24 protein-coding genes are annotated in these 23,979 nt (G+C 68.8%); 12 read left to right on the forward strand and 12 right to left on the reverse strand.

The window, feature by feature from the left end; all coding sequences use genetic code 11:
* The first annotated feature begins 12 nt into the window (after positions 1-12).
* The gene (locus tag GQ57_RS05910; RefSeq protein ID WP_034197370.1) at positions 13-1,188 is read left to right on the forward strand and encodes a M20 aminoacylase family protein; all 1,176 of its coding nucleotides are present in this window, start codon (positions 13-15) and stop codon (positions 1,186-1,188) included.
* Between the two features lie 247 nt (positions 1,189-1,435).
* Here the strand turns inward: GQ57_RS05910 and GQ57_RS05915 are convergent, their stop codons facing one another.
* From GQ57_RS05915 to GQ57_RS05925, 3 genes are all read right to left on the reverse strand, one after another.
* Positions 1,436-2,794 carry an aspartate aminotransferase family protein gene (locus GQ57_RS05915; RefSeq protein WP_034197371.1) on the reverse strand — a complete coding sequence of 453 codons (1,359 nt, stop codon included), beginning with the start codon at positions 2,792-2,794 and terminating at the stop codon, positions 1,436-1,438.
* Between the two features lie 293 nt (positions 2,795-3,087).
* Positions 3,088-3,597, reverse strand: a complete 510-nt coding sequence (locus GQ57_RS05920; RefSeq protein ID WP_034197372.1) for a GNAT family N-acetyltransferase — start codon at positions 3,595-3,597, stop codon at positions 3,088-3,090.
* Positions 3,598-3,932: 335 nt separating this feature from the next.
* Complete coding sequence (locus GQ57_RS05925) at positions 3,933-4,595, reverse strand: glycine zipper 2TM domain-containing protein (RefSeq protein WP_034197373.1); 663 nt, start codon at positions 4,593-4,595, stop codon at positions 3,933-3,935.
* Between the two features lie 463 nt (positions 4,596-5,058).
* Between GQ57_RS05925 and GQ57_RS05930 the strand changes: the two genes are divergently transcribed.
* The 3 genes from GQ57_RS05930 (at position 5,059) to GQ57_RS05940 (ending at position 8,048) form a co-directional block, all read left to right on the forward strand.
* Entirely contained in the window at positions 5,059-6,258 is a 1,200-nt protein-coding gene (locus tag GQ57_RS05930) for an amidohydrolase family protein (protein WP_034197374.1), read from the forward strand.
* A gap of 65 nt (positions 6,259-6,323) precedes the next feature.
* The gene (locus GQ57_RS05935) at positions 6,324-7,508 is read left to right on the forward strand and encodes an amidohydrolase family protein (RefSeq protein ID WP_034197375.1); all 1,185 of its coding nucleotides are present in this window, start codon (positions 6,324-6,326) and stop codon (positions 7,506-7,508) included.
* 66 nt (positions 7,509-7,574) lie between these two features.
* Positions 7,575-8,048 carry a nuclear transport factor 2 family protein gene (locus GQ57_RS05940; protein ID WP_031400879.1) on the forward strand — a complete coding sequence of 158 codons (474 nt, stop codon included), beginning with the start codon at positions 7,575-7,577 and terminating at the stop codon, positions 8,046-8,048.
* 93 nt (positions 8,049-8,141) lie between these two features.
* On the opposite strand, the gene GQ57_RS05945 is transcribed toward GQ57_RS05940, so the two are convergent.
* The 3 genes from GQ57_RS05945 to GQ57_RS05955 form a co-directional block, all read right to left on the reverse strand.
* The gene (locus tag GQ57_RS05945) at positions 8,142-9,005 is read right to left on the reverse strand and encodes a LysR family transcriptional regulator (protein WP_031400880.1); all 864 of its coding nucleotides are present in this window, start codon (positions 9,003-9,005) and stop codon (positions 8,142-8,144) included.
* 129 nt (positions 9,006-9,134) lie between these two features.
* Entirely contained in the window at positions 9,135-9,824 is a 690-nt protein-coding gene (locus tag GQ57_RS05950) for a nucleotidyl transferase AbiEii/AbiGii toxin family protein (RefSeq protein ID WP_034197428.1), read from the reverse strand.
* Positions 9,821-10,300 carry a helix-turn-helix domain-containing protein gene (locus GQ57_RS05955; protein ID WP_031400882.1) on the reverse strand — a complete coding sequence of 160 codons (480 nt, stop codon included), beginning with the start codon at positions 10,298-10,300 and terminating at the stop codon, positions 9,821-9,823. The genes GQ57_RS05950 and GQ57_RS05955 overlap by 4 nt, the downstream gene beginning before the upstream one ends.
* A gap of 441 nt (positions 10,301-10,741) precedes the next feature.
* Between GQ57_RS05955 and GQ57_RS05960 the strand changes: the two genes are divergently transcribed.
* Both GQ57_RS05960 and GQ57_RS05965 read left to right on the forward strand, forming a co-directional pair.
* Positions 10,742-11,545: an ABC transporter substrate-binding protein gene (locus GQ57_RS05960; RefSeq protein WP_031400883.1), complete on the forward strand. Its 804-nt coding sequence runs from the start codon at positions 10,742-10,744 to the stop codon at positions 11,543-11,545.
* 39 nt (positions 11,546-11,584) lie between these two features.
* The gene (locus GQ57_RS05965; RefSeq protein WP_034197376.1) at positions 11,585-12,433 is read left to right on the forward strand and encodes a phytanoyl-CoA dioxygenase family protein; all 849 of its coding nucleotides are present in this window, start codon (positions 11,585-11,587) and stop codon (positions 12,431-12,433) included.
* 81 nt (positions 12,434-12,514) lie between these two features.
* Here the strand turns inward: GQ57_RS05965 and hutC are convergent, their stop codons facing one another.
* Positions 12,515-13,252, reverse strand: a complete 738-nt coding sequence (hutC, locus tag GQ57_RS05970) for a histidine utilization repressor (RefSeq protein WP_034197377.1) — start codon at positions 13,250-13,252, stop codon at positions 12,515-12,517.
* 30 nt (positions 13,253-13,282) lie between these two features.
* Entirely contained in the window at positions 13,283-13,825 is a 543-nt protein-coding gene (locus GQ57_RS05975) for a helix-turn-helix domain-containing protein (protein WP_034197378.1), read from the reverse strand.
* Between the two features lie 139 nt (positions 13,826-13,964).
* Between GQ57_RS05975 and GQ57_RS05980 the strand changes: the two genes are divergently transcribed.
* Genes GQ57_RS05980 through GQ57_RS05990 form a run of 3 tightly spaced genes read left to right on the forward strand, consistent with a single transcriptional unit; the run spans position 13,965 to position 16,398 of the window.
* Positions 13,965-14,747: an aldolase gene (locus GQ57_RS05980; RefSeq protein WP_031400887.1), complete on the forward strand. Its 783-nt coding sequence runs from the start codon at positions 13,965-13,967 to the stop codon at positions 14,745-14,747.
* Positions 14,748-14,797: 50 nt separating this feature from the next.
* Complete coding sequence (locus GQ57_RS05985) at positions 14,798-15,694, forward strand: dihydrodipicolinate synthase family protein (RefSeq protein WP_034197379.1); 897 nt, start codon at positions 14,798-14,800, stop codon at positions 15,692-15,694.
* A complete protein-coding gene (locus tag GQ57_RS05990; protein WP_034197380.1) occupies positions 15,691-16,398 on the forward strand; it encodes an MOSC domain-containing protein in 708 nt (235 codons plus the stop codon). Before GQ57_RS05985 ends, GQ57_RS05990 begins: the two co-directional genes overlap by 4 nt.
* A 21-nt stretch (positions 16,399-16,419) precedes the next feature.
* On the opposite strand, the gene GQ57_RS05995 is transcribed toward GQ57_RS05990, so the two are convergent.
* Positions 16,420-17,184 carry an SDR family oxidoreductase gene (locus GQ57_RS05995; RefSeq protein WP_034197381.1) on the reverse strand — a complete coding sequence of 255 codons (765 nt, stop codon included), beginning with the start codon at positions 17,182-17,184 and terminating at the stop codon, positions 16,420-16,422.
* A gap of 382 nt (positions 17,185-17,566) precedes the next feature.
* On the opposite strand from GQ57_RS05995, the gene GQ57_RS06000 reads away from it, so the two are divergent.
* Positions 17,567-18,274 (forward strand): YceH family protein, encoded by a 708-nt coding sequence (locus tag GQ57_RS06000; RefSeq protein ID WP_031400891.1) that lies wholly within the window; start codon positions 17,567-17,569, stop codon positions 18,272-18,274.
* Between the two features lie 90 nt (positions 18,275-18,364).
* Here the strand turns inward: GQ57_RS06000 and GQ57_RS06005 are convergent, their stop codons facing one another.
* The 3 genes from GQ57_RS06005 to GQ57_RS06015 are packed head-to-tail and all read right to left on the reverse strand — an operon-like array spanning position 18,365 to position 20,635.
* Positions 18,365-19,603 (reverse strand): hypothetical protein, encoded by a 1,239-nt coding sequence (locus GQ57_RS06005; RefSeq protein ID WP_034197429.1) that lies wholly within the window; start codon positions 19,601-19,603, stop codon positions 18,365-18,367.
* A 26-nt stretch (positions 19,604-19,629) separates the two neighbouring features.
* On the reverse strand, positions 19,630-20,052 hold the full coding sequence (locus GQ57_RS06010) for a hypothetical protein (RefSeq protein WP_034197382.1): 423 nt from the start codon (positions 20,050-20,052) through the stop codon (positions 19,630-19,632).
* A 28-nt stretch (positions 20,053-20,080) separates the two neighbouring features.
* Positions 20,081-20,635 carry a hypothetical protein gene (locus GQ57_RS06015; protein WP_034197383.1) on the reverse strand — a complete coding sequence of 185 codons (555 nt, stop codon included), beginning with the start codon at positions 20,633-20,635 and terminating at the stop codon, positions 20,081-20,083.
* Positions 20,636-21,042: 407 nt separating this feature from the next.
* Here GQ57_RS06015 and GQ57_RS06020 point away from each other — a divergent pair, with 407 nt between their 5' ends.
* On the forward strand, positions 21,043-22,359 hold the full coding sequence (locus GQ57_RS06020; protein ID WP_034197384.1) for a lipase family protein: 1,317 nt from the start codon (positions 21,043-21,045) through the stop codon (positions 22,357-22,359).
* Positions 22,360-22,543: 184 nt separating this feature from the next.
* Complete coding sequence (locus GQ57_RS06025) at positions 22,544-23,674, forward strand: 3-deoxy-7-phosphoheptulonate synthase (RefSeq protein WP_034197385.1); 1,131 nt, start codon at positions 22,544-22,546, stop codon at positions 23,672-23,674.
* The last annotated feature ends 305 nt before the right edge of the window (positions 23,675-23,979 follow it).

Here is a 23,979-nt window from a genome sequence, read left to right on the forward strand (position 1 = left end):
GAGGCAAGCGCAATGGATGCAATCGACGAAAGCACGCTGCAGGGGCAGCTGAAGGCCTGGCGCCGGCATCTGCACCGGCATCCGGAGACGGGTTTCGAGGAAGTGAACACGTCGGACTACGTCGCCCGCATCCTGACGACGCTCGGGCTCGACGTGCACCGCGGGATCGGCGGCACGGGCCTCGTCGCGAACCTGACGGCCGGCGCGGGGAAGCGCGCGATCGGCATCCGCGCGGATATGGATGCGCTGAACATCGCCGAGCACGCGCCGGATCGCGAACATGCGTCGCGCACGCCCGGCAAGATGCATGCGTGCGGACACGACGGCCACATGTCGATGGTGCTCGGCGCCGCGCGGCTGCTGGCCGAGCGCAAGGATTTCGACGGCACGGTGCGCTTCATTTTCCAGCCGGCCGAGGAGCATGGCCGCGGCGCGAAGGCGATGATGGCCGACGGGTTGTTCGAGCGCTTCCCGGTCGACGCGATCTTCGGCGCGCACAACATGCCGGGCATGCGCGCGGGCACGTTCGCGACGCGCGCGGGCGGCATCATGGCGAGCGAGGACAATTTCGTGATCCGAATCGACGGGCGCGGCACGCATGCGGCGCGCCCGCACATGGGCGTCGATCCGATCGTGATCGGCGCGCAGATCGTGCTCGCGCTGCAGACGATCGTGTCGCGCAATCTCGATCCGGGCCAGCAGGCCGTGATCTCGTGCACGGAATTCATCACCGACGGGCTGCGCAACGTGCTGCCGTCAACCGTGACGATCAGGGGCGACACGCGCAGCTATTCGCGCGACGTCCAGGCGCTGCTGGAAACGCGCATGCGCGAGATCGCCGAAGGCATCTGCCGCACGCACGGCGCGACCTGCACGTTCGACTACACGCACGAATTCGCGCCGACGGTGAATACGCCGGAATGGGTCGGCACGGCCGTGCAGGCCGCCGCGCAGGTCGCGGGCGCCGACGCGGTGAACGCCGACGTGCAGCCGATGATGATCTCGGAGGATTTCGGCGCGTTCCTGCAGGCCGTGCCCGGCAACTTCGTGTTCATCGGCAACGGCGAGGCCGGCGCGCGCGGCGGTGTGCCGCTGCACAACGCGACGTACGACTTCAACGACGAGATCCTGCCGGTCGGCGCACGCTATTTCGCGGAAGTGGCGCGGCGCGCGTTGCGGGCGGCGTAGGGCGTGTTCACGCTGATGACGGGCCAGCCCCACGAACGATTTTTTCTAAACAGGGGAACGTGCCTTTGCGCCCACATTGCGGCGTCGTTCGTCGTTGCAAGAGCGACGGCTATTGCGCCTCCCCTCTCCTTGCCCTGCGGGCGCAAAGGCGCGTTCACAAGCCCGTTATCAGCGTGAACATGCACGGGCGCCGATGGCGGCCGGTGCGGTGCCAGCGCCCGCGCGCCCCGCACCGCCGGTTGCTCCGTCACGCCAGTTCGCCCAGGCACGCGTCGAATTGCGCGACGAGCCGGTCGACATCGTCGGCCGTCGTGTGCGGGCAGACGAGCATCATGTTGTGGAACGGCGTGATCAGCACGCCGCGATTCAGCAGGTACAGGTGCACGATGTGTTCGAGTTCGCTGTCGAGCTGTGCGCCCGCCAGCGTGCCGTTGCGCGGCGGCACGGGCGCGAACTGGAACTCGGTGCGCGCGCCGATGCGCGTCACGCACCACGGCAGCCCGCGTTGCGCGATCGCCTGCTCGAGCCCGGCGGCGAGTCGCGCGGCAAGTTCGAACATGTGCGCATAGGCGGCGTCGGTCGCGACTTCGGCGAGCGTCGCGCGCATCGCATGCATCGCGAGCATGTTCGCGGTGAGCGTCGTGCCGATCCCGGAATGGCCGGGCGGCGCGTTCAGCTTCGCCTGCTTCGCGCGCTCCGCGAATTCGGCGCTGAACCCGTATACCGCGCACGGCACGCCGCCTGCGATCGGCTTGCCGACCACCAGCATGTCCGGTTCGAGTGCGTGCGCGGCCGCGTAGCCGCCGGGGCCGCTGCTGATCGTGTGCGTCTCGTCGATCACGAGCAGTGTGCCGTAGCGTCGCGTCAGTGCGCGCGCGGCCTCCCAGAAGCCCGGATCGGGCAGCACCATCCCGATGTTCGTCATCGCGGGCTCGGCGAGCACGCAGGCGACGTCACCATCCTTCAGCGCGGCTTCGAGCGCGGCGAGGTCGTTGAATTCGACCACGCGCGTGTTGGCGAGCAGGTCGTGGGATTGCCCGAGCAGGCTGTCGCGCTGCACCGGGCGGCCGTCGACGAGATCGACGAACACGTCGTCCACCGTGCCGTGATAGCAGCCGTTGAACACGACGATCGTGTTGCGGCCGGTGGCCGCGCGCGCCCAGCGCAGCACGAAGCGGTTCGCGTCGCTCGCGCTCAGCGCGAACTGCCAGACCGGCAACCCGAAGCGGCGGGCGAGTTCGCGCGCCACCCACACGGCGTCCTCGCTCGGCAGCATCGTCGTGTAGCCGCGCGTGGCCTGTTCGACGAGCGCACGGGCGACCGGCTCGGGCGCATGGCCGAACATCGCGCCCGTATCGCCGAGGCAGAAATCGACGTAGCGATGACCATCGACGTCGGTAAAGGTCGCGCCGCGTGCCTCCTTCACGTACAGCGAGAACGGCGTCGACCAGTCCTGCATCCAGTGCAACGGCACGCCGAACAGCAGATGCTCGGATGCTTCCGCGGACAGTGCGCGCGAGACCGGCATGGCTTCGGTGAATGCACGGCGCTCGCGATCGAACAGCGCGCGGGCGCGGATGAGGTCGACTCCGTGGCGGGAAGGCAAAGGCGGCTCCTGGCTGTGAAGGTGACGGCAACGATAGCGCGGGCGGCGGGGGGCTGAACAGGGGCGGAATTACGGAGGCGGCCCGCGTTGGCGCGAGCCTGTCGGTCAGGGCCGGGGCCGGGGCGCGGGACGTTTTTTAAAAGTTTTTGCGCATAAACCGGCGAGGAACGGCCCGATTCTCGCTAATGTATGGAAAGTAAGTGTGCGCTCACATTCATTGCGCCGGATCCGGTGCGGGTGAAGGGCGGACAGGGACGCTTTCGGTCGCGTGCCCCGTTCGCCGCCGCCGTGCGTTACGCCAGCGTCTTCACCATGTGGTGTTCGTCGTAGAACCGCCCGTCGACGAACATCGAGCGCGGTTCCGTGCCGAACCGGACGAAGCCCTGCGACGCATACAGTCGCTCGGCGGTGGCATTGACTTCGTTCACGCACAGCATCAGTTGCTTGCATGCCCACGTCTGCGCCGCATGTTCGGTCGCGCTCTGGAGCAGCGCCTGCGCAATGCCCCGGCCGCGATACGCGGGATCGACGAACACGCCCCAGATCGTCGCCTTGTGCGCGATCTTCACGCGCGCATCGCGGCGCACGCCGGTGATGCCGACCAGCGTGTCGCCGTCGAATGCGCCGAACACGGCCCGCTCCTGCGTCGGCGTGATGCGCGCCGCGAATTCGTCGACGGGCACCTGCGATTCTTCGTCGAGCGTCGGCAGGAAGGAGGTGGGTGCGGTATCGACCGCACGCAGGCGGACGGTCTGGAAACGGGCGGCGTCGGCCGCGTCGAGCAGGCGGGTCGTGATCGTCATCAGGGGGATTCCGGTGGAGGGCAACAGGACGATGCGTGCCGCATCGGGCACACGGCATCACGCCTATGCTAATCGGATTCGCGCAGCCGCGTGGGCGGGTTCGACGTGTCGCGTGTGCCGGCGGCGGCGAGCGGTGAGCACGGCGCGACGGGCGACGTTGGAACGATCGAGCGTGGGGATATCGTGTCGGCCCCGCGCGTGATGCTTTGCGCGCAACCGATGCGATGGGCGACGATGGTTGCCGACGAGGAAGAAGGGCGCCCCGGAGAGAAGCACAATGCGCCCGACGCGATGCACCGGGCCCGGCAAGCGTGCCGCGAGCGCGGCACGCGCGATCAGTACCGTGACAGCTGGTTGCCGTTGATCTGCACGCGGTCGCCCGGACGCAGGCTGCCCGGCGACTGCACGTCGAACGAGCGCATCGAGCCGTCGCTGACCTGCACGTCGATCCGGTAGCTGCTCGGGCCTTGCGCGGCGCCCATCTGCTGACCGATCTGGTTGCCCGCCACCGCGCCGCCGAGCGCGCCGATCACGGTCGCCGCGTCGCGGCCGTGACCGCGTCCGACCTGGTTGCCGAGCACGCCGCCGATCAGCGCGCCGACGACGGTGCCGGCGACACCCGACGGGCCGACGGAGCCGTTGACCGGCTGGATGTTCGCGACCGTGCCGTACTGCGTGCCGTACGGGTTGGCGTACTGCTGTTGTTGCGGTTGCTGCTGCTGATTGGCGTACGGGTCATACGGCTGCGATCCGTATTGCGGCGCGTTGCCGTACGGGTCGTACGGTTGCGGCGCCTGGCTCGGATAGGCCGGTTGCTGCTGCACGTAGCCCGGCTGCGAATACGCGGGCTGCGCATAGCCGGGCGTCGCGTATTGCTGTTGCGGATAGCCCGGCTGCGCGCCGTAGTAGCCGGGCGCGACGCACGCGGTGAGCGGAAGCGCCGCCACGGCGACGAGCGAGGCGAACAGAACGGTCTTCGTGGAGGGCATGCGCATCATGGTGTTTCCTGCATCGGCAACGTGTTCGCCGACGGATTCCCGGACGGGGAGGCGAACTCGGCGTGAGTATAAGGAATGGCCGGGGGCGCGTCCGGTGCGGCCGGGTAACAACGTGTAAAGTCTGTTGCCGCGTAAATCGCCCGCCGCGCGGGGCGCTGAAGCCACGGCCGGCAAGGGCGCGAGGCGGACTCCCGGCCCCCGCCCGCGACGATGCGGACGATGCGCCGCCGCGGGCGTCTGCGCCGTTTCCGGAGCGATCGAACCCTGTCGCGGCGCCGGGCCCGGCGGGCGGGCGCACCACGTATCGCGAAATCGAATGCGCGGCATCGCGACATTTAATTGGCTTCGGGTCGCGGCGTCCGATATCGTGGCCGGATTCCCTGCCGACGGTCGCGCCGCACCGGCTGCGGTGTCTCCGTTGTCCGCGCCGGTGTCGCGCCGCGACCGCCCCACATTCCGAGCCATGACCGATCGCCTCTTCATCAACGCCGTCGACGCCGGCGGCCAGCCCATCCATTTCGTCGTCCGCGACGGCCGCTTTGCCGCGATCGGCGCCGATCGCCCCGCCGCGCCCGCTGTGGACACGATCGACCTCGGCGGCCGCGTCGTGCTGCCCGGTTTCGTCGACGGCCACATTCACCTCGACAAGAGCTTCGTCGGCGCTCGCTGGGCGCCGCACGAACCGGCCGGCACGCTGCGCGAGCGGCTCGCGGTCGAGAAGCGCCAGCTTGCGGCCGCGCCGCCGATCGTCGAGCGCGCCAACGCGCTGATCGCGCAGGCCGCCGCATTCGGCACGGTCGCGATGCGCAGCCACGTCGACGTCGATGCGACGACGGGCCTGTCGAACCTGCAGGCGGTGCTGGCCGCGCGCGAGCAATGGCGCGGAATCGTCGATATCGAACTGGTCGCGTTTCCGCAGGCCGGCGTCGTGACGTGTCCGGGTACCGCGGCAATCCTCGACGCGGCCGTGCGCGAAGGCGCGGACGTGGTCGGCGGGATCGACCCGACGACCCTCGACGGCGACGCGGACGGCCAGCTCGACATCGTGTTCGGCATCGCCGAGAAGCGCGGCGCGAAGATCGACATCCACCTGCACGAACCGGGCGAAACGGGCATCGCGCAACTGCTGCGCATCGCGGCGCGCACGCGCGCGGCGGGGCTCGGGGGGCGCGTGAACGTGAGCCATGCGTACGCGCTCGGCCAGGTCGGCGACGACGACCTGCGGCGCACCGCGGCGGCGCTGGCCGAGGCCGGCGTGTCGATCCTGACGAATGCGCCGGGCGACTGCGCGTTTCCGCCGGTGCAGGCGCTTCGCGATGCGGGCGTGCACGTGTTCGCGGGCAACGACAACATCCGCGACGCATGGTGGCCGTACGGCAACGGCGACATGCTGCAGCGCGCGATGATGGTCGGCTATCGCTCGGGCTTCTACACCGACGAGGCGCTCGGCGTCGCGCTCGACATGGCGACGCACGCCGGGGCGCGCGTCGTCGGTCGGGAGCGCTACGGCATCGCGGTCGGCTGCGATGCGACGTTCGTCGCGGTGCGCGCGCCGAACGCGGCGGCGGCCGTCGCGGGCGTGCCGGCCGAGCGCTGGGTGTTCCGCCGCGGCGCAAGCGACACGGACGCGCCGATCGCGCCCGCGCTGCACTTCACGCGCTGACCGAACCGGCGGGCAGGCGCCGCACGTGCGCCGGCCCGCCATGCACCGACCGAACCGGAACCGACATGACGACCCTGCTGATCCGAAACGTCCGCACGAGCGCCGACACCGCGCTCGATCTCCTGATCGAAGGCGATCGCATCGCCCGCGTCGGGCCGTCGCTCGACGCGCCGGCCGGCTGCGCGATCGAGGACGGCGCGGGCGCGCTCGCGCTGCCCGGCCTCGTCGAAGGCCACACGCACCTCGACAAGACGCACTGGGGAATGCCGTGGTATCGCAATCAGGTCGGGCCGCGCCTCGTCGACCGGATCGAGAACGAGCGGCACTATCGCGCGACGAGCGGCCACGACGCCGGCGCAGCGTCGCTCGGGCTCGCGCGGGCCTTCCTCGCGGCCGGCACGACGCGCATCCGCACGCATGTCGACATCGACACCGAAGCCGGGCTGCGGCACCTGCACGGCGTGCTCGCGACGCGCGAGACGCTGCGCGGGCAGGTCGAGATCCAGATCGTCGCGTTTCCGCAATCGGGCGTGCTCAAGCGGCCGGGCACCGACGCGCTGCTGTCCGACGCGCTGGCCGCGGGCGCCGACCTGCTCGGCGGGCTCGATCCGTGCGCGATCGAAGGCGATCCGGTCGAGGCGCTGGACGTGCTGTTCGCGATCGCCGGGCGACATGGCCGCGGGATCGATCTCCACCTGCACGAACGCGGGTCGATGGGCGCGTACTCGCTCGACCTGATCCTGCAGCGCACGGCGACACACGGCATGCAGGGCAAGGTGACGATCAGCCACGGCTTCTGTCTCGGCGATGTCGCCGAACGCGAGCGCGACGCGCTGCTCGCGCGGATGGCCAAGCTTCGCGTCGGGCTTGTCACGACCGCGCCGGCGGCGGTGCCCGTGCCGCCGCTGGCCGCGTGCCGCGCGGCGGGCGTGACCGTCATCGGCGGCAACGACGGCGTGCGAGACACGTGGACGCCGTACGGGTCGCCCGACATGCTGGAGCGCGCGATGCTGATCGCCATGCGCAACGACTTCCGCCGCGACGATGCGCTCGAAGACGCGCTCGACTGCGTGACGCACGGCGCGGCGCGCGGTTGCGGTTTCGCCGATTACGGGCTGCAGCCGGGCGGCCGGGCGGATGTCGTGCTCGTCGACGCGCTGACGTTCGCCGAGGCCGTGGTGGCGCGGCCGGTGCGGCGGCTCGTCGTGTCGTCGGGGAAGGTCGTCGCGCGCGACGGCGCGCTGGTCTGAGTCGGGCCCGGGCGACGCGTCGGCCGGTATGATCCGGTTTTCAGCCGGAATTCCGGGGAGATGACGATGCGATGCACGACAGCGGCACGGGCCGCACGATGGATGGCGGCGGCCCTGTTCGCCGTGACCGCCGCGCATGCGGTGGCGGCCGGCCCGACCGACGCGCGGCAGGAAGCGAACCGGCAAACGGTGCTCGCGTTCTATGAAAAAGGCCTGAACGAGAAAGACGCGGACGCCGCGCTCGCGTACGTCGGCGACCGCTACGTGCAGCACAACCCGAATGCGGCAGACGGGCGCGACGGCTTCCGCAAGTTCGTCGCGTTCCTGCGCGACAAGTACCCGCAGTCGCACAGCGAGATCAGGCGTTCGTTCGTCGACGGCGATTACGTGATCCTGCACGTGCACGCGGTGCGCGAACCCGGCACGCGCGGCAGCGCGATCATGGACATCTTCCGGCTCGAGAACGGCAAGATCGTCGAGCACTGGGACGTCAACCAGCCGGTGCCCGAGCAGGCCGCGAACGGGAACACGATGTTCTGACGCGGGTCGGGCGCGGCGGCGAGTGCGCCGCATCGACCGTGGCGCGGCATGACGCGCGGCGGCGGCGTCCGTCCGGTTGCCACGGCCGGCTCGTTACTTCCCCTCGAGTTCCAGCATGGCCGCGAGCGCGCTCGTCAGCTCGCCGACCATCGGGTCGGCCGTCGGCCGATGCAGGATCGCGATGTCCATGTGCTCGATCGGCGCGAAACCGTGCTTCTCGGTCAGCACGACGTGCTCGTCCGTCACCACGCGCGCGGGCAGCACGCTGATGCCGAGGCCGTCCGCGACGGCGGCCTGGATGCCGCTCAGGCTCGACGTCGTGAAGCTGATCCGCCAGCGCCGGCCGCGTTCCTCGATCGCCTTGATCATGTCGTCGCGATAGAGCCCGCGCGGCGGAAACACGACGATCGGCACCGGGTCGAGATCGATCGACGGATGCCTTGCGCTGTCGATCCAGCGCAGCTTCTCGGGCCAGCGCACGACGGCCTCGCGGCTGTCGCGCCGCTGCTTGATCAGCGCGAGGTCGAGGTCGCCGCGATCGTACGCCGCGCTGATGTCGCGGCTCAGCCCGCACATCACTTCGAGCTTCACCTGCGGATGCGCGCGCTTGAATGCCGCGAGCGCGTGCGTGGTGCGGCCCGCCGCGAAATCGTCGGGTACGCCGAGCCGGATCGTCAGCGCGACCGTGGCGCCCGACAGCGCCTCCAGCATCTCGTCGTTCAGCGCGAGCATGCGCCGCGCATAGCTGAGCGCCGTCACGCCGGCGTCGGTCGGCCGCACGTCGCGCGTGCCGCGATCGAGCAGGCGATGCCCGGCGATTTCCTCGAGCCGGCGCACCTTCTGGCTGACCGTCGACTGCGTCGAATGCAGGCGCGCGGACGCCGTCGTGAAGCTGCCGCAATCGGCGACCATCACCAGCGCGCGCAGCAGGTCGAGGTCGAACAGGGGTCTATTCATTTCTGCACTTCTGGGTATCCGGGCATTTCATTCTCAAATGCGAGCGACGATTTTTAACATGGCCGGACAGGGGGGGCAATCGCGGTTTCGCCGGACCCGGCGCGGCGTCGCGCGGCGGCGCGGCAGGGCTCAGCGGCGGCGTGACTGCCGTTCCGGCGTGCCGCCGGGAAGTTTCCGCAGGAAGGCGTCGGCCAGTTCGACGCAATAGTCGAACGACGGCGTGTAGCCGAGCGTCTGGATGTCGTCGAAACGCGGCTTGACGAAGGCGCGATGCTCGTTGAGCAGGCGCAAGAACGTATCGCGATGCCGAACGAGAAAGGGCCCGGCTTCCATCAGGCTCGCCGGTTCCCGCTCGATGACCAGACACAGATCGAACAGGTCCCGCGCGGCCGGGCGATCGCCGCGGTGCCACATTTTCTTCGCGATGATTTCCGCGGAAGTCTCGACCTTGACGACGCGATCCATCAGCGTCCATTCGTCGTAGCCGGGAGACGTCAGATTTCGGGAGACCACGAAGTCGATCTCGCCGTCGGGCAGCAGCAGTTTCACGAAACCGGCATGTTCTTCGTAGTCCGTCGTGATGTCGGAGGCGGCGTCGCTGATGCGGGGATTCACGTACCCGAGATACTGTGGATCGGGTACGAAGATGTCGACGTCCTGGCTGACGCGATGGCCGTGGCGCAGCATGAGCACCGTGCCGCCGCCGAACGTCCAGAACGGATTCGACGTGCCGTGCTTGCGTATCTCGTCGACCAGCGTTACCGCGTGACGAAACAGGCCCTGCCAGGGGCCGTCGGGCAACGTGGCGGGTGCGGTCATGCCCATACCTCCCGATACAGGTGAAGATCCTTCGACCATGTCGCGAGGTTTTTCCAGATGGTGCGAAGCGGGGTGCCCGACCGTTCGGCGGCTTCCTCCGCCGCTTTCACCACGACAGGTAGCGGCACCTCGTCGAGGATGACGGAGAACTGCGATTCGTATCCTTCCGGAATGTGTCCGGTGGCCAGCGCGTCGGCCAGCAAGCGTTCGGTCAGTTCGCCCTTGTAGCTGACGTTCGCGCTCACGACGGCCTTGTAGAGGCCGTTATGGGGCTGCCGCGGCATGGCCAGGAGTTCGATGCCGAGCACGCCGAGCAACGGGATCAGCTTGTTGATTCCGAGATCCCTGACCTTGCCGGCTTCGAGCTGGTTGACGGTGAACCGGGACAGCCCGGCGAGCCTGGCAAGCTGGGCCTGTGTGAGATCGAGTTCCGCCCGCCGTTTCGCAACGGCCTGGCCGATTTCATGGAGTTGCACGTTGACCTCCCGGCGCAGATTCAATGCACCTGAATGTAAAGTATATCTTACATGCCCGGGTGGCCTGCCGTCTCCGGGGAATCTCGGGTGCGGTATAGGACGCATCGCCAATGCCGCCGGAGCTGGATCGGACGACACCTGTATAGACATCGCCATTCCGCGGATATCCGGAAAAACACGCTCTGTGGCGGGCGTGCGTCTCGCAGGGTAAACACCCGAAAGCCGCGAAAATACCCGCTATTCTGGCTTGTTTCGCACGTCATTCTTTTCCTTTCGCTCCCGCCCGGCCTTGATCCGCTCATCCCGTATTCCCCCGCTTGCGCTCGAAAATTGAGCAGTCTAGACTGCACCGCAGTTTCACCGAAGTCCCAGCCGTTCGCGCACCGCCCCCCACCGGACGCTGGCGTTCGCCCGCCGCGTCGAGACTTTCAAGGACACGCCATGAACCGCACTGCAAGGCTCCTCGTTACCGCGCTGGCGTTCGCGCCGCTCGTGTCGTTCGCGCAGGATGCGTCGACGATCCGCTGGGGCATCGATCCCACGTATCCGCCGTTCGAGGCGAAGCAGCCCGACGGCTCGCTCGCCGGCTTCGACATCGACCTGCGCAATGCGATCTGCGAGCAACTGCGTGCGAAGTGCGTATGGGTCGAGCAGGGCTTCGACGGGATGATTCCGGCGCTGCGCGCGCGCAAGTTCGACGTGATCATGTCCGCGATGACGGCCACCGACGAGCGGCTCAAGCAGATCGACTTCTCGAACAAGCTGTACGCATCGCCGGCCGCGCTCGTCGCGCCGGCCGGCTCGAAGCTGCTGCCGACCGCCGCGTCGCTGGCGGGCAAGCGCATCGGGATCGACCAGGGCACGACGCAGGAGGCCTACGCGAAGGCCGAATGGGCGACCAGGGGCGTGACGATCGTCTCGTACCAGAACCAGGACCAGGTGTACCAGGATCTCGTCAACGGCCGCCTCGACGCGACCTTCCAGGACAAGACGCAGGCCGGCTACTCGTTCCTGAAGACGCCGCGCGGCAAGGGTTACGCGTTCGCCGGCCCCGACGTGACCGACGTGCGGATCACCGGCTACGGCGTCGCGATGGGCGTGCGCAAGGGCGACGACGCGATGAAGAAGCGGCTGAACGACGCGATCGCCGCGATCCGCGCGAACGGTACGTACCAGAAGATCGCCGCGAAATACTTCGACTTCGACATCTACGGTGCGAAGCAGCAGCTGACTTCGGCACCGTGACTCCGTGACTCCGTGATTCATTCAATCGACAGGCACCCCATGACGAGTATCCAGGAACGCGTCGCGCAAGCCGTGACGCCCGAACTGATCGCCGCGTTCCGCGAGGAAGGCGCGGTCTGCATCAAGGGCATCTTTTCGCCCGACGAAGTGGCCGCGCTGCGGGCCGGCATCGACGCGAATCTCGCGCAGCCGAGCGAACGCGCGAAAGTCGCGAGCCGGCCCGACGATCCGGGCTGGTTCTTCGAGGATTTCTGCAACTGGCAGCACAACGACGCGTATCGCGACTTCATCGTGCGCTCGCCTGCGCCGTCGGTGGCCGCCGCGCTGATGGGCACCGGCCACGTGCGGCTGCATCACGACCACCTGCTCGTGAAGGAGCCCGGCACGCGGCAGCGCACGCCGTGGCATCAGGACCAGCCGTACTACAACATCGAGGGCGACGACAACGTCAGCATGTGGATTCCGGTCGACCCGGTGCCGCTCGAATCGACGCTGGAATTCGTCGCGGGCTCGCATCGCGGGCCGTGGCTGATGCCGCGCACGTTCATGGACAAGGAGGCGAAGTGGTTCCCGGAAGGCAGCCTCGCGGATCTGCCGGACATCGAAGGCGACCGCGCGGCGTTTCCGATCCGCCGCTGGGCGCTCGAGCCCGGCGACATGGTGTGCTTCCGGATGCTCACGCTGCATGCGTCGGGCGGGACGCAGAACCGGCGGCGCGCGTTCTCGATCCGCTTCGTCGGCGACGATGTCCGTCACGCGCCGCGCCGCTGGAAGACGTCGCCCGAATTCCCCGGGCTCGCGGCGCAACTGCCCGACGGCGCGCCGCTCGATCATCCGCTGTTTCCGGTCGTGTGGTCGCGCGGCGCGGGGCAGGCCGGCGCGATCTGACGCGGGCCGGCAGCCGCGCGCGACGCGGCCGCCGTGTCCCGGCGCAGCGTCCGCCGCGCGCGCCGCCGCGCGGCGGACGGATCAGGTCGGGTGGCGTGCGGCGCCCGGCTTGAAACGCGAGCCGAGCCGGTAGCGGTTGCCGGGATGCAGGAAGTGCACGAACGTGACGGGCAGCCCGTTCGTCCAGGTGCGGCGCGTGAGCGTGAGGCACGGCTCGTCGGCGCGCATGTCGAGCAGCCGGGCCTGTTCGCCGCTCGGCAGCGCGGCGTCGACGACGTGCTCGATCTCCAGTTCGTCGTGCGACACGTTGTTGAACAGGTACTCGGACGGCGGCTCGACCTGGAAATCCTGGTCGATGAAACCGGGCGCGGCGGCCGGGTTCACGTAACGATCCTCGAGCTGGATCGGGCGGCCGTTTTCCTCGTGCACGCACACCACATGAAACACCGGCGTGTTGACCGGCAGGCCGAACGCGGCCGCGACGTCGAACGACGCGGGCTCGCTCGCCCGGCTCAGCACGCGGCAGCGGTATTCATGCCCGCGCGCGCGGATTTCGTCGCGGATGTGCGCGATCATCAGCAGGTTCGACTGCGGCTTGACCTCCGCGACGAAGGTCCCGACGCCCGCGATGCGCTTCAGCACGCCTTCCTCGGTCAGCTCGCGCAGCGCGCGGTTGACCGTCATGCGTGCGACGCGGAATTGCGCGGCGAGATCCAGTTCGGACGGAATGCGATCTCCGGGGCGCCAGTCGCCCGACTCGACGTTCTGGCGCACGAGCGTCTTGATCTGCTGGAACGGTGCGGTGGCCTTCGTGACCATCGGGGATCCTTGCGCGAAGAAGTGACGATGCTAGTCGTCGTGACTGACGACGACCAGGATCTCCGCCTGCGCGGCGCCGAGGCTGCGCGTGCGGTGCGGAATGAGAGCGTTGAAATAGACTGAATCGCCGGTCCTGAGTTGCACCGTCTCGTTCGGAAACTCGATTTCGACGCGCCCCTTGTGCACGAACAGGAATTCCTCGCCTTCGTGCTCGCGGAACGTCGATGCGACGAACTCGTGCGGCGGGTACACGACGAACGGCAGCATCTTCTTCGGCGCGACGCCGGCCGCGATGCTTTCGAAACGGTGCGCGTGGCTGTCGGCCGCCGCGCCCAGCGCCGTGCGCTCGCCGGCGCGCGTGACCGTGATCAGCTCACGGTTGTGACTTTCCGAAAACAACTGCTCGACGTCGACACTCAGCGCCTTCGACAGCTTCAGCGCGACCGCGATCGAGGGCACGCTCAGGCCGCGCTCCACTTTCGACAGGTAGCTCTTGGTGAGGCCGGTCTCGTCGGCCAGCACGTCGAGCGTCCAGCCCTTCTGTTTTCTGAGCAGCTTCAGGCGAATCGTCATGGGGCGCCGGGTGTCCTTCGAAAAACCGATTGTAACGCATGACACCTAGTGTCATATAATGTATCGAGTGTCACGAAGCCAGGCAGCCGGCATCCGGTTGCGGACGACGCGATGCATCCGATCCATTCTGGAGGTGAACATGGCGGAAACGCTGAATTTGACGAAGGAGGCGCTGGTCGCGCTGGCGGAGCGGCGTCTCGACACCGCAGTGGGCGACAGCGGCTGGTCGGCGCGGCAGAAGCTCGCGCTCACGTGCCGGATCCTGTTCGACGCCGGTCACGATTCGGGCCTGGCCGGCCAGATCACCTGCCGCGCCGGCGACGCCGGCACGTACTACACGCAGCGGCTCGGGCTCGGTTTCGACGAGATCTCGGCCGCGAACCTGCTGCGCGTCGACGAGGATCTCGAGGTGGTCGACGGCGAGGGCATCCCGAACCCGGCCAACCGGTTCCATACGTGGATCTACCGCGAACGCCCGGACGTGAACTGCATCATCCATACGCATCCGGCGCATGTCGCGGCGCTGTCGATGCTCGAGCAGCCGCTCGTCGTGTCGCACATGGACACCTGCCCGCTGTACGACGATTGCGCGTTCCTGAAAGACTGGCCCGGCGTGCCGGTCGGCAACGAAGAGGGCGAGATCATCTCGAAGGCGCTCGGCAGCAAGCGCGCGATCCTGCTGTCGCACCACGGCCAGCTCGTGGTCGGCAAGACGATCGAGGAAGCGTGCATCCTCGCGCTGCTGATCGAGCGGGCCGCGAAGCTGCAGCTGCTCGCGATGTCGGCCGGCGCGATCAGGCCGGTGCCGCCGGCGCTGGCGCGCGAGGCGCACGACTGGATCTCGAAGCCGAAGCGCGATGCGGTGACCTTCGAATACTACGCGCGGCGCGCATTGCGCACGCACCGGGACTGCGTCGAATGAACCGGCGGTTTTCCGCCTTTGCGTCCAACCATCATTGAGGAATCCATATCGTGTCCATCCTGCTGAAAGGCATCGTTGCCTACCCGGTCACGCCGTTTTCCGCCGACGGCGCCCCCGACCTGACGGCGCTCGATGCGCTGATCGGTCGGCTGATCGCCGACGGCGTCCACGCGATCGCGCCGCTCGGCAGCACCGGCGAAAGCGCGTATCTGTCCGATGCCGAATGGGAGGCGGTCGCCGCCGCGTCGATTCGCTCGGTGCGCCGGCGCGCGCCGACCGTCGTCGGCATTTCCGATCTCACCACGGCGGGCGCGGTGCGCCGCGCCCGCTTCGCCGAGCAGGCCGGCGCCGATGCGGTCATGGTGCTGCCCGTGTCGTACTGGAAGCTCGCCAACGACGAGATCGTCGCGCACTATCGCGCGATCGGGGCCGCCATCGGCATTCCGATCATGCTGTACAACAACCCGGCGACGAGCGGCGTCGACATGTCGCCCGAGCTGATCGCGACGATCTGCCGGGCCGTCGACAACGTGACGATGGTGAAGGAGAGCACGGGCGACATCGGGCGGATGCACCGGCTCGCGCAGTTGAGCGACGGCGCGATCCCGTTCTACAACGGCAGCAATCCGATGGCGCTCGCCGCGCTGGCCGCGGGCGCGGCCGGTTGGTGCACGGCCGCGCCAAACCTGAACGCCGCGTTGCCGCTGGCGCTGTTCGACGCGATGCGCGCGGGCGACCTGGCGCGCGCCAGGACGGTTTTTCATGCGCAGTTGCCGCTGCTGCGGTTCATCGTCGACGGCGGATTGCCGGTGACCGTAAAGGCCGGGTTGCGCCTGCGCGGCTTCGATGCCGGCGAGCCCAGAAGGCCGCTGATGCCGCTCGGCGACGCCCGCACGCGCGAACTCGAACGCCTGCTCGCGACCCTGCCGGACGGTGTCGCGGCATGAGCGACGCGGCACGACCGGCGATCGCGGTCGCCATCGGCGCGGTGCGGGTCGGCGTGTGCCGCCCGCTGGCCGGCACCGCGCACGTCAGCGCGATCGACAAGCAGCCGGCCGATACGCGCCTGTGGCTGGGCGAGTCGGGCTTTGCCGGCGACGAGCAGGCCGATGCGCGGCACCACGGCGGCCCGGACAAGGCGGTCCACCACTATGCGCACGATCACTATGCATGGTGGGCCGCGCAGGTCGGCGCGCGCGACGTGCTCGCGCGGCCGGGCGCGTTTGGCGAGAACCTGTCGACGCACGGCGTGACCGAGCACGACGTGTGTCTCGGCGACGTGTTCACGCTCGGCGGCGCGGTGCTGCAGGTGTCGCAGTCGCGGCAGCCGTGCTGGAAGCTGAACGCGCGTTTCACGCATCCGCGGATGGCCGCGCTCGTGCAGCAGAGCGGCCGGACCGGCTGGTACTACCGTGTGCTGCAGGCGGGCTGGGTGGCCGGGGGCGACGTGCTGGCGCTGCACGCGCGCCCTTATCCGCAATGGCCGCTGTCGACGGTGCTCGACGTGCTGTACCGGCGCACGCTCGACATGGCCGCGCTCGATGCGCTGCGGGACGTTCCGATACTGCCGCCCGGCTGGCGCAAGATGCTCGACCGGCGCCGGACGGAGCGGCAGGTCGAAGACTGGACGAAGCGGCTCGAAGGACGATGACGGGCCGCGTGTCCGCTTGACCTAGCGGCCCGGCAGTTCCCGCACGTCGGCAGTCGGCACCGAGCCGAACGCATCGCTCAGTGCATAGCCGATCAGCTGCCGCGCGGCGGCCTCGGGCGTCGCGAGCGCGCCGCTCGACTTCAGCTGGTCGAATTTCTCGCGCATCGGGAAATCGTCTTCGCGGGTCGAGCGGATCGTCGCCTGCATGCCCGTGTCGACCACACCCGGCGCGACGCTGCAGATCCGCAGCGCGCCGTTCGCGTCGAGCGCCACCGCGCGGGCGTGGTGATCGAGCGCGGCCTTGGTCGCGCAATAGACGCTCCAGCCCGCGTAGGCGTTGCGCGCCGCACCGCTCGACACGTGCAGGATCCGGCATTCGGTCCCGGCGGCAGCCGCCTGCACGAGTGCGGCCGACAGCATCAGCGGCGCCGCGACGTTCAGGCCGACCGCGCGCGCGACGATCGCCGGATCCTGCACGGCGAGCGGGCCGATCGGCTCGACGATGCCCGCGTTGTTGAACAGCAGCACGATCGACGCGCCGTCGACGAAACGGCGCAGCGTGTCGCCGGCCAGCCAGGCCGCGACGGCCGACGGGTCCGACAGGTCGAGTTCGGTTTCGGTGAAGCGGTCGCCGGCTTGCGAGGCGAGCGACGGATGACGGCTGCGCGATACCCCGAGCACGGCGACGCCTTCCTGCAGCAGTTGTTCGGCAAGCGACGCACCGACGCCGCGGGTGTGTCCGGTGACGATGGCGCGCACGTGCGGTGCGGAAGAGGAGGCGGTCATGGCGGTGAACGGGTCGAAAGGGTGAACGGGTGACGCGCGGCGCGCATGCATGGCGGCATGGCGTGCGGGACGGGCACTGCGCGGTGTGGCGTGCGAGGGCGCTCGCGCGGCGCCGCGGGCGTCAGGGTGACGCATATCGTAGCGCCGGCCAGCGCGACGCGCAAACGCCGCCGCGCGCGCGACGGCGGAGCCGGCGGTGCGCAGCCGCCGATGCACGGCGCCGGCCGGCCGATACACCGGACGAAAGCCGGCTGCGCCATGCGCGCGCGTGGAGGCGGCGGGCCGCGCCGTGCGTCGCGAGCTATCATATGGCTCGCCCGTGCGCGATGCCGGACGGGCCGCGACCGTTTCCCTTCACTTGCTGCACGCTGCGACGCCACTCATGAACACCACGCCGGATACGCCCACGCCACGCGCCCTTCGCGAACTCACGCCCCTCGAGGCCCGCATTCTCGGCGTGCTCGTCGAGAAACAGCACACGGTGCCGGACACCTATCCGTTGTCGCTCAACGCGCTGACCGCCGGCTGCAACCAGAAAACCGCGCGCGCGCCGGTGATGAACGTCAGCGAGGACGAAGTCACGACCGCGCTCGACGGCCTGAAGCACCTGAGCATCGTGATGGAAGGCAGCAGCAGCCGCGTGCCGCGTTTCGAGCACAACATGAACCGCGTGCTCGGCATTCCGAGCCAGGCGATCGCGTTGCTGACGATCCTGCTGCTGCGCGGCCCGCAGACGGCTGCCGAGCTGCGCCTGAACAGCGCGCGCCTGCACGGCTTCGCGGATATCTCGTCGGTCGAGGCGTTTCTCGACGAGCTCGCGACGCGTGCGCAACCGCTCGTCGTCCGGCTGCCGCGTGCGCCGGGCGCACGCGAGAACCGCTGGATGCACCTGATGTGCGGCGAAGTGAACGTGGCTGACTTCGCGGGCGCGGATGCCGGCGGGGCGGATTCCGTGCCGCCTTCGGAATTCGAGGCGCTGAAGGCCGAACAGAAGCGCCTCGCGGATGAAGTGGCGCGGCTGAATGCGCTGGTTCAGCGGATGGCCACCGAACTGGGCATCGACGTCGACGCGCAAGGCGACGCGTCCTGACAAACGCGGCTGCGGCGCGAGCGCGTCGCCCGGCCCGGTCGCCACGCAGGCGGGCCGGGGCGCGAGGCGGATACCGCCCGCACCGTCGCGTTACTTCAGCCTGACGCCCGGTACGAGATAACGCGCGCCGCCCGGCCTCAGGATCGGCGCGAGCGCCGCAAACGGCGCATCGAGTTGCGGCCCGAGACAGGCGCCCGCCGCGTGGCCGATCCCGGAAACGGCGAACGACAGCTTGCCGGGTGCGTCGAGTTCGAACGCCAGATACTCGGGGAACACATCCGCGCACGAGAGCGAAGTGTCTTTGCCGTCCGTCACGCGTTTGCCCCCCGCCGCCGTTGTGCGCAATCGGTCAATGAAACCTGCCAGCGCGGGGCTCGTTGCCGGATCCCCGTCCTTGTTCGTCGCAGCGGCGTCGATTACGCGATTCCAGTCGAGGTACGCGCCGCGCAGCAGGTCGAACGTGACCGGATCGTAGTGATTGTCCGGGTACGCGCCGCCGCAGAACAGGCTGCCCGATTCCACGATGCCCAACGCCGCGCGCGACAGCCATGTGACCGTCACTTGCTCGTCGTCGTAGCTGCCGAGCGTCCCGGCTGCCGGCCCGTCGTCGGTATAGCGCGTCGACGCGCATTCGAGCGCCGCGAGACTCATCTGCCAGTGCCGTTGTTCCAGCAGATGGTTGACCCGCGCCATCACGGCCGGATCGGGATGGCGGCTCAGCCGCGGATACGCGAACACCGTGCGCGGGTCGCTCCACATCCGGTACGCAATCGAGCCGTCGCCGATCTCGGGCCCCACCGGCCGAGCGTGCCCGGCAAGCTTCAGCGTCGCATACGGCGCGTGCTGCATGTCGATGTCCGCGCTGCGCGCGATGCCGCTGCCGACACCTCCCGCGGACACCGCGGTGATCGCTTCGACAGAGCCGGGCGCAACCGCGTCGGGATCGTATGCGGCGACGCGGCGCAGCGCGAAGGCGCGCGTGTTGCCGGAGCGCGCATCGGTCCAGCGGCCGCGATAGCCGGCCTTGTCCCGCGTGCCTTGCCAGGTGGCCGCGGCATGGTCGAAATCGGCTTGCGCGCGATAATCCGCCGCATCGCGCGCGTCCTCCGGCAACTGCGTTCGCACGAGCGGTTCGGCCAGTTGCGCGGGCGTGCCGTGCAGCGGAATATCGACGCCGTGCTGCGCATAGAAGTAGCGGCCCGAGATCGAACCGTCCGCGGCCGGGCGATCGTCGAGTTCCATGACGACGGTGCCGGCACCTTGTAGCGTGCCTTCGTAGACCGTGCGCGGCGCGGCATGCGCGAAGCCTGTGTGCAGTGCGGCCAGCATGCACGCGATCCGGATCAGCGGGCGCCTCACCAGCGGCACCCGGTCTGCTCGGATGCGTCGACATCCAGCGCGCGGCTGAACGCGGTTTGCTTGCCGGTGCGTGCGTTGGTGTAGGTCATCGAATAGACCATCGCGCCCTGGGTCATCATTTCGTAGCGGCCGTTGATCCTGCCGCCGACCATTTCGTCCCAGGTGGTCGTGTACTGGTGCGGACGGCTTTCGTCGAGCACTTCTTCCTCCTCGTGCTCGATCACCAGCGGCAGGGCCGTTTTCGATTGCGCATAGCGCACCGCGCCGCCCGACCATTTGACCGCATTGTCATAGTAGGTGCGCATCTCGAAGCGCACGGGTTTGTCGCCATCCGACCGGAAGCAGAACACTTCGGTGGACACCTTGGCGAGTGCCGGCAGCGACACGCAGAGCAGCACGGCTGCGAGGATTTTTTTCATGATGGCGTGAGAGAAATGGAGCGGCAAATCAACCGACGCTGATCCGCGAAGCGCCCGCATCGACGAGCCGGAACAGCAGATCCTCGACGGCCGCCTCGGGCGCGGAGCCGAGATCCGCATTGACGCGCCAGCCCTGTTCCGTGCGAACCGGTTCCGACAGGTAATGAACGATCCCGTGCAGGCCGTCTTCGCCCGGCAGGTTTTCGTCGTCGCCGTCGAACCACACGAAGAACCATGTCTTGAACGCTTCGACTACCGCGCTTTCGTCGAGACCGTCGGCCTCGATCGCGGCCCAGTCCCACACGAACGGGCGGATCGACACGGCCGCCGTTTCGAGGTCGAACGCGAACGGCTCGAAATCCAGCTGCGTGGCGGAATCGACCATCGCCGGCTGGCCGGCCGATTCGCCTTCGGTCGCGATGATGTCGGCCCGGCACGGCAGCGCGAGCGGCCCTTCGGTGGCGAGCGTGCCGTCGGCGCGCCGGTAGGCCGGTTCGGCGATCACGGCCGGTTGCGTGGCCGCTTTCGCGAGCAGGGCGGCATACGGTTGGCGGATGGCGCGGAGCAGTTCGGAGACGGTCATCGTGGCGGGTCGGTTGGGCAGGGAACGATCGGTCACAGGCAGACAGGCGGTGCGCCGTGCGGCCGGCGTCGTACGACGCGGCCGCTTCGGTACCCGACAGCCGTGATCGTACGGCACTTCGGTGAAACGCGGACAGTCGGCCGAACGGCCGGCGCGCCCGCGTCGCGCGGCGACGGATTTAGGCGTTTACCTTCAAACAACGGAAAACGCCCGTCGAACGCGCCGTCGTTGTGCTTCAATTCATCCGGTTTGTACTCCTACTAAAAAACGGATTCGGTACAGGCAGGATCACTCATTCACAGGAGACAGTCGATGGATCGGAAACGGTATTGAAGCGGCACGCGCAATGGTCTGCAGCACCGCCGGACTTCCTTCGATGAAAGCAGCATATTCCAGGGGCCCCACCCATGTCCTCCAGACGCTTCATGATGGCCGCGGCCGCCGTGTCGGCCGCGCTTGCCGTCGTCGCCCAGCCGGCCAGCGCCAGCGCGGCGACCGTATCCGACCCGTTCTATGCGTACACCGGCGCCACGCCGCTGGCATCGATTCCACCGGGCACGGTGCTCAAGACCCGCAACGTGGTCTATCACGTGGCAGGCATTCCGACCGCGCTGACCGCCCAGCAGTTGCTGTATCGCACCAATAATGCGCTGAATCAGCCTGTCGTCAACGTGACGTCCGTGATCCGCAGCCAGGTCAGCAACGGCCAGGCCATCTCGTACCAGTCGGCCTACGATTCGCTGAACCCGTACGACGAGCCGTCGCAGGTGATCGCCGGCGACCGCGACGTCACGAAGGTCGTCAACGTCGGCACGTTGCTCTACAGCGCGGAGTCGATTCCGCTGTCGACGCTGCTGCTGCTGGGCTACAACATCATCGTGCCCGACACCGAAGGCCAGACGGCCGACTTCGCCGCCGGCCCCGAATACGGGATGACGACGCTCGATTCGATCCGCGCGGCGCTCAATACGCCGTCGACCGGCCTGAATCCGTCGAGCAAGGTCGCGATGATCGGCTATTCGGGCGGCGCGATCGCGACGAACTGGGCCGCGCAGCTCGCGCCGAGCTATGCGCCCGAGATCAACCGGCAGCTCGTCGGCGCGGCGGAAGGCGGCGTGCTGGTCGACCCCGCGCACAACCTGCGCTATGTCGACGGCAGCATCGTGTGGGGCGGCGTGGCCGCGGCCGCGCTGGCCGGGCTGTCGCGCGGCTACGGCTTCGACCTGACGCCGTATCTCAGCGATACCGGCGTCGCCGTGTTCAACGACATCCAGAGCCAGTCGCTCGCATACATCCTGCCGAAATACACGGGGCTGCATTGGGGCACGCTGTTCAAGCCGCAATACGCGAACGACATCAACAGCATTCCGGCCTACGTGACCTATGCGAACAAGGTGAACGCCGGGCTGGCCGCATCGCCGACGATCCCGATGTTCATCGGCCAGGGCACGGCCGGCGCGCTGGACGGCACCTTCAGCAGCCAGGTGGGCGACGGCGTGATGCTGGCGTACGACGTGCGCGCGCTTGCGCAGAAGTTCTGCGCGAGCGGCACGCCGGTCACGTACAGCGAATATCCGCTCGAACACGTGGGCGCGATCGTGCCCTGGGTCGCCGGAATGCTGCCGTGGCTCTACGACCGCTTCGGCGGCAAGGCCGCGCCGAGCAATTGCTGGCTGACGTCGCTGCTGCCCAGCAATTCGCTCGCGCCCGAGACGCTGCACTAGGCGCGCCGCGCGCAACATGGCCGGGCGACCCTCCACGGGTCGCCCGTTTTTTTGCCGGGTGTTGACCTCCGTCGTCCTGCCGCGGCGGCGGCGCGCCCGTTCCCCCGCCGCAACCCTCCGCCGTCCCGCCCGGGTGCCATAATCGAGCCTGCTCACCATGACAGACGTCCCCCGGAGAATCACCATGCAGAACCTCGACAATCCTTCCCATGATCGCGAGGTAGGCAGCGCCGACGCGACGCAGGACACCACGCGCATCGACGACGTCCGCATCGGCGCCGTGCGCCCGCTGATCTCGCCGGCGCTGCTGCTGGACGAACTGCCGGTGCCGGCCGCCACGCAGACGCTCGTCGAGGACACGCGCCGCGCGATCGGCGACATCCTGCACGGCCGCGACGACCGGCTGCTGCTCGTCGTCGGCCCGTGCTCGATCCACGATCACGACCAGGCGCTCGACTACGCACGCCGCCTGAAGGCCGCCGCCGATGCGCTGCAGGACGACCTGCTGATCACGATGCGCGTGTACTTCGAGAAGCCGCGCACGACGGTCGGCTGGAAGGGCTACATCAACGATCCGCGCCTCGACGGCAGCTTCCGCATCAACGAAGGGCTGCGCGCCGCGCGGCAACTGCTGCTCGACATCAACGCGCTCGGGCTGCCCGCGTCGACCGAATTCCTCGACCTGCTGAGCCCGCAGTACATCGCCGACCTGATCGCGTGGGGCGCGATCGGCGCGCGCACGACCGAGAGCCAGAGCCATCGCCAGCTCGCGTCGGGCCTGAGCTGCCCGATCGGCTTCAAGAACGGCACCGACGGCGGCGTGCAGGTCGCGTCGGATGCGATCGTCGCCGCGGCCGCGAGCCATGCGTTCATGGGGATGACGAAGATGGGGATGGCCGCGATCTTCGAGACGCGCGGCAACGACGATGCACACGTGATCCTGCGCGGCGGCAAGAACGGCCCGAACTACGACGCCGAACATGTCGAGGCGAGCTGCGCGGTGCTGCGCAAGGCCGGCTTGCGCGAGCAGGTGATGGTCGACTGCTCGCACGCGAACTCGAACAAGTCGCACGAACGCCAGATCGACGTCGCGCAGGATCTCGCGCGGCAGTTGGGGCAGGGCGAGCACCGGATCGTCGGCGTGATGGTCGAGAGCCATCTCGAGGCCGGGCGGCAGGATCTGAAGCCCGGCGTGCCGCTCGAGTACGGCGTGTCGATCACCGACGCGTGCCTGAGCTGGGCGCAGACGGAGCCGGTGCTGGACGTGCTGGCCGAAGCGGTGCGGCATCGCCGGGTGTATTCGCGCAACGCGTGAAGTCACGGCGGCGGGTGATGCCCGCCGCCGCCACCGGCGGCGCGCCGGCGAGCACGGGCGCCGCCCGGGTCGTTTCATCCTCCCCGGTGCGCGCTGCGTCGCGCGCCCGGCCTCACTTCGCGCGCCGGCGTCCTGCCCGCGCGTCATTCCCCATCGATCGATCTCCCGGTGGCCGCCCTCGGCGGCCCGCCGCGCCGCGCCGTTCGGAAACCCGTCCGGCGTGGTCGACCGCTGCCCTGCGCCGCGTTCCGTTTCGCCATGTGGATCGCGGGCATTTGGCATCTTATGGGCGAACTAGTCCTAGT

This window comes from Burkholderia sp. MSh2 (assembly GCF_000731655.1).
GTDB classification, from domain to species: domain Bacteria; phylum Pseudomonadota; class Gammaproteobacteria; order Burkholderiales; family Burkholderiaceae; genus Burkholderia; species Burkholderia paludis.

Bases quoted from the DNA above. Each gene is read 5' to 3' on its own strand.
- GQ57_RS06010 (WP_034197382.1), bottom strand. From the start codon at position 20,052: ATGAAAAAAATCCTCGCAGCCGTGCTGCTCTGCGTGTCGCTGCCGGCA.
- GQ57_RS05980 (WP_031400887.1), top strand. From the start codon at position 13,965: ATGGCGGAAACGCTGAATTTGACGAAGGAGGCGCTGGTCGCGCTGGCG.
- GQ57_RS05945 (WP_031400880.1), bottom strand. From the start codon at position 9,005: ATGAATAGACCCCTGTTCGACCTCGACCTGCTGCGCGCGCTGGTGATG.
- GQ57_RS05930 (WP_034197374.1), top strand. From the start codon at position 5,059: ATGACCGATCGCCTCTTCATCAACGCCGTCGACGCCGGCGGCCAGCCC.
- GQ57_RS05920 (WP_034197372.1), bottom strand. From the start codon at position 3,597: ATGACGATCACGACCCGCCTGCTCGACGCGGCCGACGCCGCCCGTTTC.
- GQ57_RS05975 (WP_034197378.1), bottom strand. From the start codon at position 13,825: ATGACGATTCGCCTGAAGCTGCTCAGAAAACAGAAGGGCTGGACGCTC.
- GQ57_RS05950 (WP_034197428.1), bottom strand. From the start codon at position 9,824: ATGACCGCACCCGCCACGTTGCCCGACGGCCCCTGGCAGGGCCTGTTT.
- GQ57_RS06015 (WP_034197383.1), bottom strand. From the start codon at position 20,635: ATGACCGTCTCCGAACTGCTCCGCGCCATCCGCCAACCGTATGCCGCC.
- GQ57_RS05990 (WP_034197380.1), top strand. From the start codon at position 15,691: ATGAGCGACGCGGCACGACCGGCGATCGCGGTCGCCATCGGCGCGGTG.
- GQ57_RS05935 (WP_034197375.1), top strand. From the start codon at position 6,324: ATGACGACCCTGCTGATCCGAAACGTCCGCACGAGCGCCGACACCGCG.
- GQ57_RS05910 (WP_034197370.1), top strand. From the start codon at position 13: ATGGATGCAATCGACGAAAGCACGCTGCAGGGGCAGCTGAAGGCCTGG.
- GQ57_RS06025 (WP_034197385.1), top strand. From the start codon at position 22,544: ATGCAGAACCTCGACAATCCTTCCCATGATCGCGAGGTAGGCAGCGCC.
- GQ57_RS05925 (WP_034197373.1), bottom strand. From the start codon at position 4,595: ATGATGCGCATGCCCTCCACGAAGACCGTTCTGTTCGCCTCGCTCGTC.
- GQ57_RS05995 (WP_034197381.1), bottom strand. From the start codon at position 17,184: ATGACCGCCTCCTCTTCCGCACCGCACGTGCGCGCCATCGTCACCGGA.
- GQ57_RS05940 (WP_031400879.1), top strand. From the start codon at position 7,575: ATGCGATGCACGACAGCGGCACGGGCCGCACGATGGATGGCGGCGGCC.
- GQ57_RS06000 (WP_031400891.1), top strand. From the start codon at position 17,567: ATGAACACCACGCCGGATACGCCCACGCCACGCGCCCTTCGCGAACTC.
- hutC (WP_034197377.1), bottom strand. From the start codon at position 13,252: ATGGTCACGAAGGCCACCGCACCGTTCCAGCAGATCAAGACGCTCGTG.
- GQ57_RS06005 (WP_034197429.1), bottom strand. From the start codon at position 19,603: ATGCTGGCCGCACTGCACACAGGCTTCGCGCATGCCGCGCCGCGCACG.
- GQ57_RS06020 (WP_034197384.1), top strand. From the start codon at position 21,043: ATGTCCTCCAGACGCTTCATGATGGCCGCGGCCGCCGTGTCGGCCGCG.
- GQ57_RS05965 (WP_034197376.1), top strand. From the start codon at position 11,585: ATGACGAGTATCCAGGAACGCGTCGCGCAAGCCGTGACGCCCGAACTG.
- GQ57_RS05960 (WP_031400883.1), top strand. From the start codon at position 10,742: ATGAACCGCACTGCAAGGCTCCTCGTTACCGCGCTGGCGTTCGCGCCG.